At 46.2% G+C, this 20,165-nt stretch carries 17 protein-coding genes and 3 tRNA genes; 12 read left to right on the forward strand and 8 right to left on the reverse strand.

Annotated features, from left to right (window positions below; translation table 11 throughout):
- The first annotated feature begins 254 nt into the window (after positions 1-254).
- A complete protein-coding gene (glnS, locus tag KU855_RS09635) occupies positions 255-1,922 on the forward strand; it encodes a glutamine--tRNA ligase (RefSeq protein WP_218530082.1) in 1,668 nt (555 codons plus the stop codon).
- Positions 1,923-2,006: 84 nt separating this feature from the next.
- Here glnS and KU855_RS09640 read toward each other — a convergent pair whose 3' ends face one another.
- Positions 2,007-2,603: a Yip1 family protein gene (locus tag KU855_RS09640; RefSeq protein WP_218530083.1), complete on the reverse strand. Its 597-nt coding sequence runs from the start codon at positions 2,601-2,603 to the stop codon at positions 2,007-2,009.
- Between the two features lie 260 nt (positions 2,604-2,863).
- On the opposite strand from KU855_RS09640, the gene miaE reads away from it, so the two are divergent.
- Entirely contained in the window at positions 2,864-3,616 is a 753-nt protein-coding gene (miaE, locus tag KU855_RS09645) for a tRNA isopentenyl-2-thiomethyl-A-37 hydroxylase MiaE (RefSeq protein WP_218530084.1), read from the forward strand.
- 51 nt (positions 3,617-3,667) lie between these two features.
- Here the strand turns inward: miaE and KU855_RS09650 are convergent, their stop codons facing one another.
- Both KU855_RS09650 and KU855_RS09655 read right to left on the reverse strand, forming a co-directional pair.
- The gene (locus KU855_RS09650) at positions 3,668-4,399 is read right to left on the reverse strand and encodes a UDP-2,3-diacylglucosamine diphosphatase (protein ID WP_218530085.1); all 732 of its coding nucleotides are present in this window, start codon (positions 4,397-4,399) and stop codon (positions 3,668-3,670) included.
- A 9-nt stretch (positions 4,400-4,408) separates the two neighbouring features.
- Positions 4,409-4,903, reverse strand: a complete 495-nt coding sequence (locus tag KU855_RS09655; protein WP_218530086.1) for a peptidylprolyl isomerase — start codon at positions 4,901-4,903, stop codon at positions 4,409-4,411.
- A 142-nt stretch (positions 4,904-5,045) separates the two neighbouring features.
- Here KU855_RS09655 and cysS point away from each other — a divergent pair, with 142 nt between their 5' ends.
- Positions 5,046-6,425 (forward strand): cysteine--tRNA ligase, encoded by a 1,380-nt coding sequence (gene cysS, locus KU855_RS09660; RefSeq protein ID WP_218530087.1) that lies wholly within the window; start codon positions 5,046-5,048, stop codon positions 6,423-6,425.
- 69 nt (positions 6,426-6,494) lie between these two features.
- On the opposite strand, the gene folD is transcribed toward cysS, so the two are convergent.
- Positions 6,495-7,361 (reverse strand): bifunctional methylenetetrahydrofolate dehydrogenase/methenyltetrahydrofolate cyclohydrolase FolD, encoded by an 867-nt coding sequence (gene folD, locus KU855_RS09665; RefSeq protein WP_218530088.1) that lies wholly within the window; start codon positions 7,359-7,361, stop codon positions 6,495-6,497.
- A gap of 337 nt (positions 7,362-7,698) precedes the next feature.
- Here folD and KU855_RS09670 point away from each other — a divergent pair.
- The 9 genes from KU855_RS09670 to KU855_RS09710 all read left to right on the forward strand — a co-directional run bounded on the left by KU855_RS09670 (position 7,699) and on the right by KU855_RS09710 (position 16,691).
- Positions 7,699-7,775, forward strand: a tRNA-Pro gene (locus KU855_RS09670).
- Positions 7,776-7,839: 64 nt separating this feature from the next.
- Positions 7,840-7,916 (forward strand) — tRNA-Arg (locus KU855_RS09675).
- 8 nt (positions 7,917-7,924) lie between these two features.
- A tRNA-His gene (locus KU855_RS09680) sits at positions 7,925-8,000 on the forward strand.
- Positions 8,001-8,245: 245 nt separating this feature from the next.
- Entirely contained in the window at positions 8,246-9,550 is a 1,305-nt protein-coding gene (gene tig, locus KU855_RS09685; RefSeq protein WP_218530089.1) for a trigger factor, read from the forward strand.
- Between the two features lie 91 nt (positions 9,551-9,641).
- Positions 9,642-10,253 carry an ATP-dependent Clp endopeptidase proteolytic subunit ClpP gene (gene clpP / locus KU855_RS09690; RefSeq protein ID WP_218530090.1) on the forward strand — a complete coding sequence of 204 codons (612 nt, stop codon included), beginning with the start codon at positions 9,642-9,644 and terminating at the stop codon, positions 10,251-10,253.
- Positions 10,254-10,333: 80 nt separating this feature from the next.
- Positions 10,334-11,614, forward strand: a complete 1,281-nt coding sequence (gene clpX, locus KU855_RS09695; protein ID WP_218530091.1) for an ATP-dependent protease ATP-binding subunit ClpX — start codon at positions 10,334-10,336, stop codon at positions 11,612-11,614.
- A 130-nt stretch (positions 11,615-11,744) separates the two neighbouring features.
- Positions 11,745-14,096, forward strand: a complete 2,352-nt coding sequence (lon, locus tag KU855_RS09700) for an endopeptidase La (RefSeq protein WP_218530092.1) — start codon at positions 11,745-11,747, stop codon at positions 14,094-14,096.
- Positions 14,097-14,356: 260 nt separating this feature from the next.
- Positions 14,357-14,629 (forward strand): HU family DNA-binding protein, encoded by a 273-nt coding sequence (locus tag KU855_RS09705; RefSeq protein WP_140932190.1) that lies wholly within the window; start codon positions 14,357-14,359, stop codon positions 14,627-14,629.
- 190 nt (positions 14,630-14,819) lie between these two features.
- Positions 14,820-16,691 carry a SurA N-terminal domain-containing protein gene (locus KU855_RS09710; RefSeq protein WP_218530093.1) on the forward strand — a complete coding sequence of 624 codons (1,872 nt, stop codon included), beginning with the start codon at positions 14,820-14,822 and terminating at the stop codon, positions 16,689-16,691.
- A 69-nt stretch (positions 16,692-16,760) separates the two neighbouring features.
- Here KU855_RS09710 and KU855_RS09715 read toward each other — a convergent pair whose 3' ends face one another.
- The 4 genes from KU855_RS09715 to KU855_RS09730 form a co-directional block, all read right to left on the reverse strand.
- A complete protein-coding gene (locus tag KU855_RS09715; protein WP_218530094.1) occupies positions 16,761-16,970 on the reverse strand; it encodes a molybdopterin-binding protein in 210 nt (69 codons plus the stop codon).
- 95 nt (positions 16,971-17,065) lie between these two features.
- Positions 17,066-18,268 (reverse strand): enoyl-ACP reductase FabV, encoded by a 1,203-nt coding sequence (gene fabV, locus KU855_RS09720; RefSeq protein WP_218530095.1) that lies wholly within the window; start codon positions 18,266-18,268, stop codon positions 17,066-17,068.
- 123 nt (positions 18,269-18,391) lie between these two features.
- Positions 18,392-19,177: an ATP-binding cassette domain-containing protein gene (locus tag KU855_RS09725; RefSeq protein ID WP_218530096.1), complete on the reverse strand. Its 786-nt coding sequence runs from the start codon at positions 19,175-19,177 to the stop codon at positions 18,392-18,394.
- Positions 19,158-20,165: an oligopeptide/dipeptide ABC transporter ATP-binding protein gene (locus KU855_RS09730; RefSeq protein ID WP_218530097.1), complete on the reverse strand. Its 1,008-nt coding sequence runs from the start codon at positions 20,163-20,165 to the stop codon at positions 19,158-19,160. The genes KU855_RS09725 and KU855_RS09730 overlap by 20 nt, the downstream gene beginning before the upstream one ends.

A 20,165-nucleotide genomic window follows, 5' to 3' on the forward strand; every position in this document is an offset into this window, starting at 1 on the left:
ATTGATATGAGTACGCGCCAAAGCTTCTGAAAGTTGCATAAAAAAATCCGATGACAAGGGGTCATCGGATTTTGATCCTTTCAGTGAGATCGTCAAGCGATCTGTCTTAACTGATCGGCATTAGCCGCAGGGCTGCTTTTTTGTTTTTGTTCTGAGTTCGCCAGAGTTTTTTTGTCTGGGCATTGTGCTGAAGCTTGATCTGTAGGATCATTACTGTCATTAGATAAATTGCCACTGCTGTAAAGAGGAATTCCATGAGTCACGTGGACAACGAAGCGCGCCCAAGTAACTTCATTCGTAATATCATCGATGAAGATTTAAAGAGCGGCAAACACACCCAGGTTCATACTCGCTTTCCGCCAGAGCCTAATGGTTATCTGCATATCGGTCATGCAAAGTCTATTTGCCTGAACTTTGGTATTGCTCAAGATTATCAGGGTGAATGTAATCTGCGCTTTGATGATACCAATCCTGAGAAAGAGAATATTGATTATGTCAACTCTATCCAGCAGGACGTGCAATGGCTTGGTTTTCAATGGTCTGGTGACATTCATTACTCGTCTGATTATTTCGATAAGCTGCATGATTACGCGGTAGAATTAATCGAAAAAGGCTTGGCTTATGTTTGTTTTATGAGCCCAGAGCAGACCCGTGAGTATCGTGGCTCCTTAAAAGAGCCGGGTAAAGATAGCCCTTATCGTGATACCACGATTGCAAAAAACTTGGCCCTGTTTGCCAAAATGCGCAAGGGTGAATGCCAAGAAGGTGAGTGTGTACTGCGTGCCAAGATTGATATGGCCTCGCCATTCATGTGTATGCGCGATCCAGTGATTTATCGGGTGAAATTTGCTCACCATCACCAAACCGGTGATAAATGGTGCATTTACCCAATGTACGATTTTACCCACTGTATTTCGGATGCGCTGGAAAATATCAGCCATTCACTATGTACGCTTGAATTCCAAGACAACCGTCGTTTGTATGATTGGGTGCTCGATAATCTCAATGATTTTCAGCTGCCAAATCGTACCCGTCAGTATGAGTTTTCGCGCCTTAATCTCGAGTACACCTTAATGTCTAAGCGCAAGCTTAACGATTTAGTGGTACGCGAAATAGTGACGGGCTGGGATGATCCAAGGATGCCAACCATTGCCGGTTTGCGCCGTCGTGGCTATACCCCAGCGTCTATTCGTGAGTTCTGTAAGCGCATTGGTGTGACTAAGCAAGAGAACCTGATTGAAGTCGGTATGCTCGATGCGTGTATTCGTGAAGAACTCAACGAACATGCCCCGCGTGCCATGGCGGTCATCAAACCTGTCAAAGTCATTATTGAAAACTATCATGGCGATAATGAGCTGATTAAAGCGCCAATGCACCCTAACGTGCCAGAGATGGGGGAGCGTACATTAGCTTTCGGGCGTGAAATTTTCATCGATGCTGAAGATTTCCGTGAAGAAGCCAATAAGCAATTTAAGCGACTGGTTCTGGGTAAAGAAGTGCGTTTACGCAATGCCTACGTGATTAAGGCTGAGCGTTGCGACAAAGACGAAGCTGGCAATGTTACCACCATTTACTGTAGTTATGACCCAGAAACCTTAGGTAAAAACCCAAGTGATGGCCGTAAAGTAAAAGGGGTGATCCATTGGGTTGAGGCGAGCACCGCTGTACCTGCGGAGTTCCGTTTATATAGCCGATTATTTAACGATGCTAACCCAGCTGCTGCTGAAACGGTAGATGAAGTACTCAACCCAGAGTCGCTGGTTGTGCGTCACGGCATGGTCGAAGCACCTTTAGCGTCAGCCGCACCGGAGCAAGCCTATCAGTTTGAACGTGAAGGGTATTTCTGCGCCGATAATAAAGATTCAAGCCCAGAGCACTTAGTGTTCAACTTGACTGTTGCGCTGCGCGATACCTTTGCTTGAGCTGACCGCTAACGTTAGTTAGATGAAAAAGGCCACACGATGTGGCCTTTTTTTATACTTGATAGAACCTATTCAGCTTTGGCATTACACATACGCAGGGCCGAAACCAAAACTCCAAATAATGACGCTGCCAGCCATCAGAGCAACCAATAACACTAGCCCAGCAGTCACCACGGAACTGGCATAAATAAACCCTTTTTCTTCAGGGATGTGCATCATGATAGGCACGCCGGTATACAGTAAGTAAACCGAGTAGGTTAAGCCGACTAGGCCGACCAGCATCATCACCCAAATCACCGGGTAGAGCGCACCAAACCCGACCATAAATAACGGCGTGGCGGTATACACAGCTAACTCAAACGATTGAGTATAAGTCGGCGTTGAATCGAATGTTTTTGCCATCCAAAAAATCAAATAGGCCAAGCCAAACACCCCACCAATTAAGCCAAAATAGGTGGCAATAGACATAAAGATGGCGCTTTCATTGGTTAAGAATAATTTGTCGCCCACGCCAAGATCCCAGCCAATATGAGCATTGGCAAAGTAGGAGCAAATGGCGGGAATGAGCGCGACTAAAAAGATATGGCCTAAACTGCCGACGATGGAGTCATGCCGATCATCAATGTTGTGCCACTCTTCTTTTGGATGAGTGTAGAGTCCTTTTAAGTGATCTAATATCATATTCAAACGCCCTCATGTTGCCCCAAAGCATTCGCCGAACAACTGACGAAAGTGATACTACCTTCTGATTATTTATTGCGCATCTCAGTGATAAGGTCAAGAGCTCTATCATATTTAGCGCTAATTTCTGATACTTAACCCTGTATATGCCGTTATTTCGTGGTAGATATTCTGTTTGCGTCTAAAGGCAGAGTCGTGTGATCTCTGTCGTCGTGGTTGTGATAATATGTAGAGCATTCAGAGGTAAGTTTCTAAGTGATATGGATACGTTACTGGCCCCGATTCTGGGTTTTTTACACTGCCAAACCCCCAAGGCTTGGCTTGATGAGGCGCGCAGGCCTGAGCATTTAAAGGTTATTTTACTCGATCATCTTATTTGCGAGCTCAAAGCGGCTCAAAGTGCCATGTATCTTATCCGTAAGTATGCGGTCGATAAGGCCAGTGGCGATGCCTTGCTGGCTTGGCTGAAACCCTATGAAGACTTTGCCTATCGCCAACAAGGGGATTGGCGCGCGTTGGCGGCGGCCAATCATATTTCGAAAGGCATGATCCCAAAGTCCGGTACGCCTTATGGCCAAGAGTTGATTAATAAAATGGTATTGCTCATCAAAGAGGAACTACACCATTTTTATCAAGTGCTTGAAATAATGTATGAATTTAATGTGCCTTATGAAAATATCAGCTCGGGCCGTTATGCTAAAGGCTTATTGACTCAGGTGATCACCCACGAACCTCATACCTTAGTCGATAAGCTGATTTGCGGCGCGTATATCGAGGCGCGATCGTGCGAGCGCTTTGCCACGCTAGCACCCCATGTCGATCCCCGCCTTGGAGAATTTTATGTCTCGCTGTTGCGTTCTGAGGCGCGTCATTATCAAGACTACTTAAGCTTGGCCGAGGCCATTGCCCCGTATGATATTAGCGAGCGGGTGCGATATTTTGGTGAAAAAGAGGCGCAGTTAATACTCTCTTACGACGACGATTTTAAATTTCACAGTGGCATGCCTAGTTGAGCAATCAGCGCCATGATTGAATCCCTCTAGGCAAGCAGTTCTCTCAATTAATCAATCAATTACTGGCTGTGACGATAAGGGCAGTTGGCTTAAGCTCGCACCTTGTGGGGTGAGGGTTAGCACGCTGGTTTGATGATACCAGTCACCAACGACTAAGCGCTGTTTACCATGGGCTAATGAATGAATTGCAGGTCGATGAGTATGACCATGGATCATCCATTCACTCTGGTATTGTGCCATTAAGCTGTCGACCGATGCTGGTTCTACATCCATGATTTGCATGCTTTTTTTGCTATTGCCTTGCTGGCTTTTGGCGCGAATGTTGGCGGCAATGGCTAAGCGTTTGCTTCGGGGTAATTGGCCATATAGCCAGCGAAACAAGCGGATGTTACGAAACCGTCTAAAGCGTTGGTAAGCAAGGTCGAGGGTACACAAACTGTCACCATGTAAGATCAAGCAAGTTTTGCCATAAATGGTGGTGGCGTAATGTTGGGGCAATAAGGTTAAACCGGCACGCTTGGCAAACGCTTTACCGAGCATAAAATCGCGATTGCCATGGATATAATAAATGGGCAGTCGCTGTGAGAGCTGCAGCAATTGTTCGGCTAAGTCCAGTGCAAATGGTTCGGCAATGTCATCGCCAACCCACACTTCAAACAAATCACCAATGATATATAAGGCGTCGGTATCTGTGGGAATGGCCAGCAGAAATTGGCTAAAGGCGTGGGTAATATCAGGCCGATCTGCACTTAAGTGCAGATCGCCTATAAAAAGTGTGCGCATCAGCTCGGCTTATTCGCTGATGGTCACGCTTTCAATAACCACAGGCTCTAACGGCACATCTTGGTGCATGCCCTTGTTACCGGTGCTAACGCCTTTAATAGCATTGACAACGTCCATCCCGTCAACCACTTCACCAAATACACAGTAACCCCAACCTTGAGTGGTTTCTTTAGTGAAATCCAAGAAGGTGTTGTTGTTGATATTAATAAAGAACTGACCGGTAGCTGAATGAGGATCAGAGGTACGCGCCATGGCTAAGGTGCCAACTTTATTGGATAAGCCATTGTTCGCTTCGTTTTTGATGGCCGCGCGGGTGGTTTTTTGCTGCATGCTGGCATCAAAACCACCGCCTTGGATCATGAAACCATCGATGACGCGATGAAAAATAGTGCCATCATAAAAGCCGTCTTTGGCATACTGAGCAAAATTCTCAGCCGTGACTGGAGCATTGTCAAAATCCAGTTTGATACTGATGTCGCCATGGTTTGTATGTAATGTAATCATCTTCTTAAGACCTTTATGTAAATGTGGGCGGATTCTAACTTATAAGCCAGAGTGCATAAAGTGCAGTGTTCAATCTTATCGTTACCATGGTAAACTCAAATGTCGATTTTATATTTTAATCATATCTTTGAAGAGAATGCCGATGTTGCAGATATACAACAGTATTACCCGCCAAAAACAAGAATTTAAACCCATAGTGCCAGGTAAAGTTGGGATGTATGTGTGCGGGGTGACCATTTATGATTTATGTCATATCGGTCATGGGCGAACTTTTGTTTCATTCGATATGATAGTTCGCTATCTACGCTACAAAGGCTATGAAGTTAATTTTCAGCGTAATATTACCGATGTCGATGACAAAATTATCAAACGCGCCAACGAAAATAATGAAAGTTGCGAATCATTAACCGAGCGCTTAATCGGTGAAATGCATCAAGATTTTGATTCATTAAACATGATCCGTCCTGATTTTGAACCTCGGGCCACCTTGCATATTGCCGAAATCATCGACATGGTCGAGCGCCTCATTGCCCGCAAACATGCTTATGTTGCTGACAATGGAGATGTACTGTTTAGCGTACCGTCGTTCCCTGAATACGGTCGTTTATCGGGGCAGGATCTAGAACAATTACAAGCGGGTGCCCGGGTTGAAGTTGATGAGCATAAACATAACCCAATGGACTTTGTGCTGTGGAAAATGTCCAAGCCGGGTGAGCCGACTTGGGAATCACCTTGGGGGCCGGGACGTCCTGGTTGGCACATCGAATGTTCAGCGATGAACAGCAAGCACTTAGGCTTACATTTTGATATCCATGGCGGCGGTAGCGATTTGCAATTCCCGCATCATGAAAATGAAATTGCCCAATCTTGCTGTGCTCATGACACGCCGTATGTTAATTACTGGATGCATACCGGCATGGTGATGGTGGATAGAGAAAAAATGTCTAAATCCTTAGGCAACTTCTTCACTATCCGTGATGTCTTGTCACATTATGATGCGCAAACGGTGCGTTATTTCTTATTGTCAGGTCATTATCGTAGCCAATTAAATTACTCGGAAGATAATTTAAAACAAGCCAGAGCCGCGTTAGAACGTCTGTATACCTCTCTAAATGAGTTAGACATGACAGTCGCGGCCGCGCCGGCGACTGACTATGTTGCCCGCTTTACCGCGGCCATGGACGATGACTTTAATACCCCTGAAGCCTATTCAGTGCTGTTTGATATGGTGCGTGAGATTAACCGTCTTAAGCTCGAAGATATCGCTAAGGCGTCGGCGCTGGGTGTTGCCATGAAGCAACTGGCCGATGTGCTAGGTATTATGAGTCAAGATGCGAGCAGTTTCTTCAAAGGCGAAGGCTCTGATGATGAAGTCGCTGAAATCGAAGCGTTAATCGTAGAGCGTAACCGCGCCCGTACCGAAAAAGACTGGGCGGCTGCCGATGTCGCACGCGATCGTTTAAATGCCTTAGGTGTTGTGCTTGAAGATGGTCCTAACGGCACCACTTGGCGCAAAAAGTAATCCATGTAGACGTTAAGCCATTAAAAACGCCAGCGATTGCTGGCGTTTTTTTTAGCACGACAGCGCAGACTACTGCGGCTCATTGTCGTGATACTGCTCGGCAGCATATAAGGTGTTTTCCAACAGACTAGCAATGGTCATCGGCCCCACGCCGCCAGGCACTGGGGTAATAAACTGCGCATGTGAAGCGGCCACCTCAAAGTCGACATCGCCAACTAATTTACCTGACTCTAGGCGATTAATACCGACATCAATCACAATGGCGCCAGGCTTAATCCAATCACCGGGAATAAAATGCGGTTTTCCTACAGCAACCACCACTAAATCCGCTTGGCGGACTTTTTGTTCGAGATCTTTAGTGAAACGATGACAAGTGGTGGTGGTGCAACCGGCCAGTAATAGCTCAAGCGTCATTGGTCTACCCACAATATTCGATGCGCCAACAATCACCGCATCGAGACCATAGGTATCGACCCCTGTCGATTCAATTAAGGTCATAATCCCTTTTGGGGTGCATGGGCGCAGCACGGGAATGCGCTGCGCTAAGCGGCCAACATTGTATGGGTGAAAGCCATCGACATCTTTATCCGGCTGGATACGCTCGATCACCAAAGCATCACTGATATGGGCGGGTAAGGGGAGTTGCACCAAAATACCATCGATCTTAGGGTCGGCATTACACTGGTCAATCAAGGCCAGCAATGCGTCTTCGGTGGTCTCGGCCGGCAGATCATAGGAATAAGAAGCAAATCCCACTTCCTCACACGCTTTACGCTTACTGCCAACATACACTTGCGAGGCCGGATCGGCACCCACTAAGATCACCGCGAGCCCCGGCGGGCGTTTACCTTGAGCAACTCGAGCCTCAACAGCAAGGGCGAGCCGATGACGTATAGATTGTGAAATAACTTTCCCATCGATGATTTGGGCTGTCATGGTGGTGCATGTCCTCATGGCGTGACAGTGATATTCGCCGCTATTCTAGCAGCCTGTGTTACCTGTGTCATAAAAGACTAATGAACGCTGTGTTTTAACTTTAAATCAATGTATTGATAGGAAATGCTGCAAAAACACACCGATTGGTTTATATTTCAGCATGCAAGATAGTTGCAATAAAAAAGGGGTTGACGCCATCTGGGGCAATCGTTAATATGCGCTCCGTTCTCCAGTGGTGAGTCAGCCACTAAAGAAATAAATCGATAGTTAGAAGGCGTAATTATACGCAAGCTAACGATGAAAGAGTTAGGCTCTTTAGATGATTTCTTGAGAAAATCGGTGATTAGCGCAGCCCGGTAGCGCATCTGCTTTGGGAGCAGAGGGTCAGAGGTTCGAATCCTCTATCACCGACCACTTTAGACGTGATGCTAACGCATTAAGTCAAACCCGTTAGGAAACAGTTTTTACTGTTAACCATGCGCCCGTAGCTCAGTTGGATAGAGCATCCGCCTTCTAAGCGGATGGTCGCAGGTTCGAATCCTGCCGGGCGTACCAAAATTATGGTGATTGTAGCTCAGTTGGTAGAGTCCCGGATTGTGATTCCGGTTGTCGTGGGTTCGAGCCCCATCAGTCACCCCATTATAAAATTAAAAAAAGCGACCTCTGGTCGCTTTTTTTATGGCCAATTGCAGGGAATTGCCCCTCGACTCATTAAAAAACGCTGGCTATAATGTCGCGTCTTGATCAGTATCAACTCCGAGCGACCAGTGCCAAAAATCAAATACGATAGGCATTCAAGCGTTAATTAAATCAAGAAACGAATACCTGAATAGTTGATTTCTCGACTATTACAAAGGACGTTAGACATATTTCGAGGTAATACAATGCAAGTTTCTGTTGAAACAACTCAAGGCTTAGAGCGTCGCCTGACTATTAGTGTACCGGCTGAACAAATTGAAAAGCTGGTTAAAGATAACCTGCAACGTGAAGCCAAGCGCGCACGTCTGCCAGGCTTCCGTCCAGGTAAAGTACCTGCTAGCGTGATCAACAAGCGTTATGGCGCTGCGATCCGCCAGGAAGTGACTGGTGAAATCATGCAACGCAACTTCATCGAAGCCATCATTGCTGAGAAGTTGAACCCAGCCGGTGCCCCGACTTTCGTACCAGGTCAATCCGATGCTGAAAAGTTTGAATTCGTTGCCACTTTTGAAGTATACCCAGAAGTGACTTTGACTGGTTTAGATGCCATTGAAGTTGAAAAGCCAACGGCTGAAGTGACTGACGCTAACGTAGCGACCATGATCGAAACTCTGCGTAAGCAACACGCGACATTTGACGCAGTAGAGCGCGAAGCGACTGATGGCGACAAAGCGATTATCGATTTCGTTGGTAGCATCGATGGCGAAGAATTTGATGGCGGCAAAGCTGAAGCTTTCGAGCTGGAATTAGGCAGCAACCGCATGATCCCAGGTTTCGAAGCCGGTGTATTAGGCCATAAAGCGGGTGAGCAATTCGATATCGAAGTGACTTTCCCAGAAGATTACCACGCTGAAAACTTGAAAGGTAAAGCGGCTAAGTTCGCTATCACTCTGAAAGAAGTTCGCTCTGCGTCTCTGCCAGAGGTGACTGATGAGTTCGCTGGTCTGTTTGGTATCACTGAAGGCGGCGTAGCAGCGTTAGATGCTGAAATCCGCAAGAACATGGTCCGTGAACTGGAACAAGCGCTGAAAGCTAACGTTAAGCAGCAAGTGATTGAAGGTTTGTTGGCTAACAACGAACTGAGCCTGCCAAAAGCGTTAGTTGACGGTGAAGTTGACGTATTGCGTCAGCAAGCCATGCAGCGTTTCGGTGGCCAAGCGGCTAACATGCCAGAATTACCAGCGGATTTGTTCACTGAGCAAGCTGAGCGTCGCGTTAAAGTTGGCCTGCTGTTAGGTGAAGTGATCAAAACTAACGAACTGAAAGCTGACGAGACTCGCGTATTAGCGTTGATCGAATCAATGGCTTCTGCCTATGAAGATCCAAGCGAAGTGATTGCTTATTACAATAACAATCAAGAGCTGATGCAAAACATGCGCAATGTTGCTTTAGAAGAACAAGCAGTAGAAACCTTGCTGGCTGGCGCTAAAGTTACTGAAAAAGCAGTTGAATTCGAAGAATTTATGAACAAGGCCGGTGCTCGCGCATAAGCGAAACTTGACTTGTTTGGCACTTAGCCATTTATAATGGTTCGTATGGGGCTCCTCATGCGAGCCATTTTTTATTTTAGGGAAACAAATAATGGTTAATGAGCTGGGATCAGTACAAAATGCACTCGTACCTATGGTTGTTGAGCAAACGGCTAAAGGTGAACGCTCTTATGATATTTATTCTCGCTTATTGAAAGAGCGTGTGATTTTTCTTGTCGGCCAAGTCGAAGAGCACATGGCAAATTTGATTGTGGCTCAATTACTGTTCCTTGAATCAGAAAATCCTGAGAAAGATATTCACTTGTATATCAACTCGCCAGGGGGATCTGTGACGGCAGGTATGGCGATTTATGACACCATGCAATTCATTAAGCCTAATGTCAGCACAGTATGTATTGGCCAAGCGGCCAGTATGGGCGCATTTTTATTAGCAGGTGGTGCTCCTGGCAAGCGCCATTGTTTACCAAATTCACGGGTAATGATCCATCAACCGCTGGGCGGTTTCCAAGGACAAGCGTCGGATATCGCTATTCACGCTCAGGAAATTTTGGGGATCAAGAATAAGCTCAATCAAATGCTGGCTGATCATACCGGTCAACCTCTGGAAGTGATTGAGCGTGACACGGATCGTGACAACTTCATGAGTGCAACTCAGGCAATGGAGTATGGTCTGGTTGATTCCGTGTTAACTAAACGTGGCTGATCTTTGCCTATCTGGGCTATGCTCAGAGTGAAGCAATGGTGAATCTAGGCAGTAGAGCAAGCTGCAGATGAGGTAGTAGAATGGGCGATAATAAGAGTAACGGTGACGGCGGCAAACTGCTGTATTGCTCTTTTTGTGGAAAAAGTCAGCATGAAGTACGTAAATTAATTGCTGGTCCTTCCGTCTATGTTTGCGATGAGTGTGTTGAGTTATGCAACGACATTATTCGTGAAGAAATAAAAGAGATATCTCCAAAGCGAGATCAAGAAAAATTACCCACTCCCCACGAGTTACGGGCACATTTAGATGATTATGTCATCGGCCAAGATAAAGCCAAAAAGGTGTTGTCAGTGGCGGTATACAACCACTATAAGCGGTTGAAAAATGCCAGCCCGAAAGACGGAGTTGAGTTAGGTAAGAGTAATATTTTGCTGATTGGCCCTACGGGTAGCGGTAAAACCTTACTGGCCGAAACCTTAGCGCGTTTCTTGAATGTGCCATTCACTATGGCCGATGCCACCACCTTAACCGAAGCCGGTTATGTGGGTGAAGATGTTGAAAACATCATTCAGAAATTGCTACAAAAGTGCGACTACGATGTGGAAAAAGCACAGCGTGGCATCGTTTATATCGACGAAATTGATAAAATCAGTCGAAAGTCTGACAACCCTTCCATTACTCGTGATGTTTCCGGTGAGGGTGTGCAGCAGGCATTGTTAAAACTGATTGAAGGCACCGTGGCCGCCGTGCCGCCTCAAGGGGGGCGTAAACACCCGCAACAAGAGTTCTTGCAGGTAGATACCTCTAAGATCTTGTTCGTGTGTGGTGGTGCGTTTGCCGGCCTTGAGAAAGTGATTGAGCAGCGCTCACATAAAGGCTCTGGCATAGGTTTTGGTGCGGAAGTTAAAGGTGAAAGCGATAAAGCGACCATGTCGCAAATGCTGAGCCAGGTGGAGCCTGAAGATTTAGTGAAGTTTGGGTTAATTCCTGAGTTCATTGGTCGTCTGCCAGTGTTAGCTACGCTTGAAGAGCTCGATGAAAGTGCATTAGTGCAGATTTTGTCTGAACCTAAAAATGCGCTGACCAAACAGTATGGTGCTTTGTTCGAGATGGAAAATGTCGAACTTGAATTCCGCGAAGATGCACTGCGTGCCATTGCTCATAAAGCCATGACTCGTAAGACCGGTGCTCGTGGTTTGCGCTCGATTGTTGAAAGCATCTTGCTCGATACCATGTATGACTTGCCATCAGCTGAAGGGGTAGTTAAAGCCGTGGTTGATGAGTCTGTGGTTAAGGGTGAATCAGCCCCGATTTTGATGTATGAAAATACGGAATCACAAGCTGCTTCTGGTGAGCAATAATTAAGCACTTGTAATCAAATCGAAAAATAAAGGAGCCTTAGGGCTCCTTTTTTTCGTATTGTCCATTGAAACAGTGCCGATTGCCCCAATATACTCGGTAATAATGCAACTAAAAAAACGGAATCGAGCTATGACAATAGAGCGTGAAACGCAAATCGAACTCCCCGTGCTGCCCCTACGTGATGTAGTGGTTTATCCTCATATGGTAATTCCGTTATTTGTCGGCAGAGAGAAATCTATCCGCTGCCTGGAAACGGCCATGGAGCAGGATAAACAAATTATTCTGGTAGCCCAGCGCGATGCCGATCTAGACGAGCCAAGCGTAGAAGATATTTACGATGTAGGTACGGTTGCTTCAATTTTGCAATTACTGAAATTGCCGGATGGAACCGTTAAAGTATTAGTCGAAGGCGGGCGTCGTGCTCGTATCACTCGCTTCACTCAAGAAGATGAGTTTTTTGTCGCCAAGGCCGAATACCTTGAATCTGACCAAATGCAGGATAAAGAAGAAGAAGTCTTAGTCCGTAGCGCCTTGGGTCAATTTGAAGGCTATATCAAGCTGAATAAAAAAATCCCTCCAGAAGTCCTGACCTCCTTATCTGGCATTGATGAAGCAGCACGCTTGGCTGATACCATGGCAGCGCACATGCCACTGAAGCTGGCAGATAAGCAGTCGGTTCTGGAAATGATCAATATTGCTGAGCGCTTAGAGTATTTGATGGCCATGATGGAAGCGGAAATCGACTTGTTACAGGTCGAGAAACGAATCCGCTCTCGGGTCAAAAAACAGATGGAAAAGAGCCAGCGTGAGTACTACCTCAACGAACAGATGAAAGCCATTCAAAAAGAATTAGGCGATCTGGACGAGGGGGGGGACGAATTTGATGTTCTCACCAAGAAAATTGATGACGCGGGCATGCCAAAAGATGCCAAAGACAAGGCGCATGCTGAGTTAAATAAACTCAGAATGATGTCACCGATGTCGGCCGAAGCCACTGTGGTGCGCTCATATGTGGATTGGATGACGTCAGTCCCTTGGAAACAACGTTCACGCATCAAGAAAGACTTAGGCAAGGCCCAAACGATTCTCGATACCGATCACTTTGGTTTAGAAAAAGTCAAAGAACGCATCCTAGAATACTTAGCAGTGCAAAGCCGAGTGAAGCAGCTTAAAGGCCCTATCTTATGTTTAGTGGGCCCACCGGGTGTGGGTAAAACCTCGCTTGGACAGTCTATCGCCAAGGCAACAGGGCGCGAATACGTGCGCGTTGCCTTAGGTGGCGTGCGTGATGAAGCGGAAATTCGTGGTCATCGCCGTACCTATATTGGTTCAATGCCGGGCAAGATCATTCAAAAGATGGCGAAAGTCGGGGTTAAAAACCCATTATTCTTGCTGGATGAAATCGATAAAATGAGTTCTGATATGCGCGGCGATCCCGCTTCTGCGTTATTGGAAGTGTTAGATCCTGAGCAAAACTCGACTTTCAGTGATCATTATCTTGAAGTGGATTATGACCTGTCGGATGTGATGTTTGTCGCGACCTCTAACTCGATGGATATTCCTGGCCCGTTACTCGATCGGATGGAAGTGATCCGCTTGTCTGGCTACACCGAGGACGAAAAGCTTAATATTGCCAAACAGCACTTGTTACCTAAGCAAATTGAACGCAATGGCCTAAAGCCCAATGAGATCACGGTTGATGACAGTGCCTTACTGGACGTTATCCGCTATTACAGCCGTGAAGCGGGTGTCCGTGCGCTTGAGCGCGAACTGTCGAAGATTTGCCGTAAGGTCGTTAAACAAATATTGCTGGATAAAGCCATTAAGCAAGTGACGGTCACCAGCGGTAACCTCAAAGAGTTTTTAGGGGTACAGCGCTTCGATTACGGTAAAGCTGAAAGCAAAAATCAAATCGGTCAAGTCACGGGCTTAGCCTGGACACAGGTGGGAGGCGATTTGTTAACCATCGAGGCGACCTCAGTGGCAGGTAAGGGTAAATTGCTCTTTACTGGCTCATTGGGCGATGTGATGCAAGAATCGATTCAGGCAGCGATGACAGTGGTCAGAGCCCGTGCTGAACAACTGGGTATCAATAGCGATTTTTATGAAAAACGCGATATTCACGTCCATGTGCCAGAAGGCGCGACCCCTAAAGACGGCCCGTCAGCCGGTGCTGCCATGTGTACGGCTTTAGTGTCGAGCTTAACCGGTAATCCTGTGCGGGCAGATGTCGCCATGACCGGTGAAATTACCTTACGTGGTGAGGTGTTACCTATCGGTGGCTTAAAAGAAAAGTTGTTAGCGGCTCATCGTGGTGGCATTAAACACGTGTTGATCCCTAAAGAAAATGAACGTGATTTGGAAGAAATTCCAGAAAATGTCATTGCTGACTTGAGCATACATCCGGTCAGATGGGTCGACGAAGTACTAAAATTGGCGCTGGAACGGCCAGTTGAAGGCTTTGAAGTGGTAAAAAAGTAGCCCAAACGCAATAAATTGCGCTAACGCACTAAAAAAATGAAAAAAAGGGATTAACAATCACGATTCCTGTGGTAGCCTAAGTTTGTGGAGGGTCGGTTGCCCCTAGCCCTTGGGGTGACTGGCTTCTAGCAACTTCCAAATATTTTTTGGTTTTCTGATTGGGCTTGCACTTTGTGAATAAGCTTGTTATAAAAGCCTCCGCAGTCCGCTCTTGAGAGGGATTTGGATGCGGCGCAAAAAATTACATTCAAGGGGATGACATGAACAAATCTGAACTAATCGAGAAAATTGCTACTGGTGCTGATATTTCTAAGGCGGCTGCTGGCCGTGCACTGGATTCTTTCATTGAAGCAGTTTCTGAAGGTTTGAAAGAAGGCGATAAAATTTCTCTAGTTGGTTTTGGTACTTTTGAAGTACGCCAGCGTGCTGAGCGCACTGGTCGTAACCCACAAACTGGTCAAGAAATTAAGATTGCAGCGGCTAACATTCCAGCTTTCAAAGCCGGTAAAGCGCTGAAAGACGCAGTTAACTAATATTGCGCACGGCCTTTAAGGGCTCGTAAAATGAAGCACTGCATCGCAGTGCTTTTTACGAATTAAAAGGTGGTGATTCTACCGAGTCGGCGCCGGCGACATGGCTAAGGTCAAGGTTGCAAAGACATTAAAGGCGCACCAGCAATGGATGCGCCTTTTTATTTTTTATCGCCAATAAGCGAGTTCAATAATGTTAGAAAAAATTCGCGAAGGTTCACAAGGGGTCATTGCCAAAACTATTTTGGTACTTGTGATACTGTCTTTCGCATTTGCAGGAGTCAGCAGCTATTTAGGTACTTCAACTGAAGAGCCAGCTGCGACAGTAAATGGCCAAGAAATTACCCAAGCACAACTAGAACAAGCCTTCCAAAGTGAAAAATCACGCATGGAACAACAGCTGGGTGACATGTTTGCGGCCTTGTCTGCCGATGACAACTATATGAACAGCTTAAAACAGTCGGTATTAGACCGTCTGATCGGCGACGTGTTATTGAATCAAGCGGCTGATAAGCTCGGTTTACGCGTGTCTGATGAGCAAATCAAGCAGGCTATCGTGGCTGAAACGGCTTTCCAAACCAACGGTCAATTTGACAATGAGCGTTATCAAGCGATTTTGCGTCAGTTAGGTTATCAACCGGTGCAGTTTAGCGACATGATGCGTCAAGACATGACTCGTAACCAGTTGGTTCGCGCCGTTGTCGGCAGTGAGTTCGTGCTGGCTGGTGAAACTGAGCAATTAGCTAAGTTACAAGGTCAAACCCGTAATATTCGCTATCAAATCATCGATGCGACGCCATTCATTGCTGATGTAACCATTAGCGATGAGCAAGCGAAGAGCTACTATGATGCTAACCAATCACAATTTATCAGCCCTGAGCTCGTAAGCTTGGATTATGTTGATTTAGATTTGTCGGATATGGCGCAAACCATCCCGGTGACAGATGCCCAAGCGCAAACCTACTATGATGAGCATAATAACGACTATCAAACGGCTGAGAAGCGTTTGGCAGCGCATATCTTAATTGATGCGAATCAAGACAATGCCGAGCAAAAAGCCAATGACATTTATCAAGAGTTAGTGGCGGGTGCTGATTTTGCTGATTTTGCTGATGTTGCTAAGCAAGCGTCAGATGATCAATTTAGTGCGGCCAATGGTGGTCAATTAGATTGGTTTGAACAAGGGGTAATGGATCCTGAGTTTGATACGGCCTTGTTTGCGATTAGCGATACAGGCGGGATTTCGCCAGTGGTTAAGTCTAACTTTGGCTACCAGATCGTTAAATTGTTAGATATCCAACCAGGCCAGGTTGAACCATTTGATGCAGTTAAAGCTGAAATCGTCGCGAAGTTGCAACAAGATGCAGCCACGGATGAGTTCTATCAATTACAGCAAAAACTTGCTGACGTGTCTTATGAAGTGCCAGACACCTTAACTGAGGCAGCCAGTGCCATTAATGGTCAAGTGCAACACACCGCGCTATTTAGCCGTCAGAATCCACCGGCCGGTTTAGATGCTCCTGAAGTGGTTAAGGCGGCATTCTCTGAGCAGGTGTTACTGTCAGGTTTGAATTCAGATGTGATTGAAATCGCGCCTAACCATGTGATTGTATTACGCATTAACAAGCACCAAAATGCAGGCACGACACCGTTTAGCGATGTTAAAGCCGATATCATTGCGCGTTTACAGCAAGAACAAGCGGTTGAGCAGGCTAAGTTAAGTGCTCAAACCTTAATGACCAATATCAAAAATGGTGACAGCGACGCTGAGCTTATCTCGCGTGAGCAATTAGGCCGCTTTGCCCAAGATATTAATCCAACGATTGTGACCAAAGCGTTCCAAATGGCTGCCCCAAGTGGTGCCGTCGTGGTGGATTCAGTGGCCTTAGCTCAAGGTTATGCTGTCGTGGTTCTCGATGGGATTAATCCTGCGACCGGCATTACTGAAGATTTATTGGCGCGCTTAAGCGAAGGCTTAACCTCGGCACTGAGTCAAAGTGATTACATTGGTTTGGTTGATACCCTCAAGCAGGGTGCAGAAATTACCTATCCAGTGGCAGAATAACTGAGTCATTGATTGAGTCGATAAAAAAGGTCAGCAATTGCTGACCTTTTTTTTGATTAAATCAACGGATTAATCAACAGCAACCATAACACTGCTGGCTTTAACCACGGCATATGCTTCAACACCGACTTTTAAGCCTAATGCATCACATGCAGTCTTAGTCACGATAGAAGTGATCACAACATTTGGTGCGACTTCAATCGTCACTTCATTGTTGACTGAACCTTCAGAAATAGAAATTACAGTGCCTTTTAAGCTGTTACGTGCGCTAATCTTCATTGATAATTCCTTAGTTAATTCAATGATTTGTTTCGAGCGCATCATAAATAAAAGGCTATCACATGGATAGCCTTTTTAATTAAGAGTGTGATCTATTAGAGATTGATAACGTCAAACTCTACTAGAGTATCGACATCAGCGTCATAATCGATGCCATCAATGCCAAAACCGAACAACTTGAGGAATTCGGCTTTATATTCACGATAGTCAGTCAATTCGGCTAAATTGTCAGTCGTGACTTGCGGCCATAATTGCTGGCAATGCTGCTGAATGTCATCGCGCAGTTCCCAATCATCTAAGCGTAAGCGGTTTTCTGAATCCGTTTCTGCAAGTGTGCCATCATCTGGGTATAAACGATCGCGAAATAGGCGCAAAATTTGTTCCATGCAGCCTTCGTGTAAACCTTGCTCACGCATCTTCTTAAAGACCATGGCAATGTATAAGGGCATCACAGGGATCGCCGAACTGGCTTGAGTCACCACACTTTTTAGTACCGCAACGTTGGCACTGCCACCGTGACTGCTGAGTTTATCGTTAAGCTCATGGGCCGCTCTGTCTAAATCCATTTTGGCTTTGCCTAACGCACCATGCCAATAAATAGGCCAAGTGATTTCGGTGCCAATATAGGAATATGCCACTGTTTTACAACCGTCGGCGAGTACACCGGCTTCATTGAGGGCATTAATCCATAGTTCCCAGTCTTGGCCACCCATAACCGTCACAGTGTCCGCAATTTCTTGCTCACTGGCCGGTTCCACAGAGGCTTGGATAATGCAATCCTTGTTAGTATCGACGGCGGTGGCGCTATAAGTGTCGCCAATCGGCTTTAATGATGAACGCACCAGTTCACCTGAATCAGGCAATTTACGCACCGGTGATGCCAGAGAGTAGACGACCATGTCAATTTGACCAAGATCAGCCTTGATTAGCTCAATGACTTTTTCTTTAGCTTCATGACTGAAGGCATCGCCATTGACTGACTTTGAATATAAGCCGTCGGCTTTAGCAAATTTATCAAATGCTGCTGAGTTGTACCAACCGGCAGTACCTGGCTTGCTTTCCGTGGCAGGCTTTTCGAAAAAGACACCAATGGTGGCGGCACCTGAGCCAAACGCCGCTGCAATTCGAGAAGATAAGCCATAGCCACTGGAAGATCCGACCACTAATACTCGCTTAGGCCCATGGGTGATGGTGCCTTGGGCTTTAGTGATATTGATCTGCTCTAACACGTTGGCTTCACAGCCAAGGGGGTGAGTGGTGGTACAAATAAATCCACGAATTTTAGGTTTAATAATCATAAGATCGCTTCTAGAGTCAACTTTGCTAAATAGAATAATGATTTCAGATGGTAAATGGCACTGCTTTTTTGCCCAAGGCAGGTAATTTGCCAGTGGTTGGAGCAGTCACGGTGACACGCTGAGCTATTTACGGTTAAATAACAATCCCTGCTCGGCAATTAACCTTTGGGTATATTCATGCTGTGGCTGGCTAAACAGTAACTCAGTTCGGGCTTTTTCAACGACCTTGCCTTGATGCATGACCATAATTTTATCGCTAAATTGGCGAATAATGCCTAAATTATGCGACACAAAAATGTAGGACAATCCTAGCTCTTGCTGCAGTGTTAACAGCAGGTTCAATATTTGCGAACGCACGCTGAAGTCTAAGGCGGTTAAAGCTTCATCTGCGATGATAATTTTAGGGTCAAGCATCAATGCCCGTGCTACCGCGACCCGCTGTTTTTGCCCTTCGGAAATCATATGCGGATAAAATTCGGCGTGCTCCGGTAATAGGCCGACCTTTCTTAAGGTGTCGAATACTTGTTGGCGGATTTGCTGTTTATCCATGGTGGTGTTAAAGCGTAAAGGCTCAGCCAGTAAATCGCCGATACTGAGCCTTGGATTTAACGAGGTATTAGGATCTTGAAAAATCATACGAATCAATTTGCAGCGCTTGGCGACATCATGACTATCGAGCGGTACGCCTTCAAACAATATTTCCCCTTGAGAGCGAGGTTCGGCCCCCACCAAAATACGAGCGAGGGTGCTTTTTCCTGAACCAGCCTCACCAACGATGGCTAAGGTTTCGCCGGCATTTAATTCAAAGCTCACGTCCGACAAGGCTTGCGAGTATTGTTTACGCAAGCCTCGATAGCCATTGAAGTAGCGTTTATTTAACTGGTTGACTTTAAGCAGCGCTGTCGTCATTTTCAGGCTCGATATTATAAGGAAAATGACAGGCATAGTACCTGTCGCGTAAATGGTGCAAATTGGGTTGATTAACGCACTGTTTCTGCGCTTGCGGGCAGCGAGGGCCTAAGCGGCAACCGATGGGAAGGTGCTGCAATGGCGGCGCTGAGCCCGCTAGCGTCGGCATAATGGTTTTATGGCTTTGGGGATTATCGTAATCGGGTAAACATTCTAGCATCGCTTTGGTGTAGGGATGTAACGGTTTACTGAGCAACTCGTCAGTGGTGCCAGACTCCATCACTTGGCCGGAATAGAATACGGTTAAGCGGCCACACCACTGTGACAGGGTTTCTATTTCATGACTGATAAGCAAAATAGAGACATTTTGAATTTGATTGAGCTTGGAGAGTAAGCGATAAATTTGTGCTTGAGTGCTCACTTCCATTAAGTTGGTGGGCTCATCTGCGATCAATAGCTTTGGTTTATTGGCCAGCGCCATGGCAATCATCACTTTTTGACATTCGCCCTCTGAGAGTTCCCAAGCATAACTATGAATTAAGCGCTCGGGATCTTTTACCCCGACCTTATGTAACCACTTTTGCATTTCTAACTTACGACTGCCGCGTCTGCGCCAAAAGGGCAGTTGTTTATTGCTCGGCATGGCCTCTAACAGTTGCGAACCAATGGTAATGGCAGGATCGAGGCTGGCCGATGGATCTTGGAAAATCATGGCGATCTCAGACCCCATGATTTGGCGCCGTTGTTTGGCGGTCATCTCCAATAAATTTTTACCGTCCCACATCATGCGATCGACGGTCACACTCCAGTTCGCTTCTGGGATCCCCATGATGGCACGGGCCAGGAGCGTGCGACCAGAGCCGGACTCGCCAAGCAATCCATGAACCTCACCAGCATTTAGCGTAAGGCTGACTTTTTCAAGTGCTTTGACTCGCCCGTAAGGCGTATCCAATTCGATGGTTAAATTACGGATATCGAGCAATGGCAT

This window comes from Shewanella sp. NIFS-20-20, from assembly GCF_019209865.1.
In the GTDB taxonomy this organism is placed as follows: Bacteria; Pseudomonadota; Gammaproteobacteria; order Enterobacterales; family Shewanellaceae; genus Shewanella.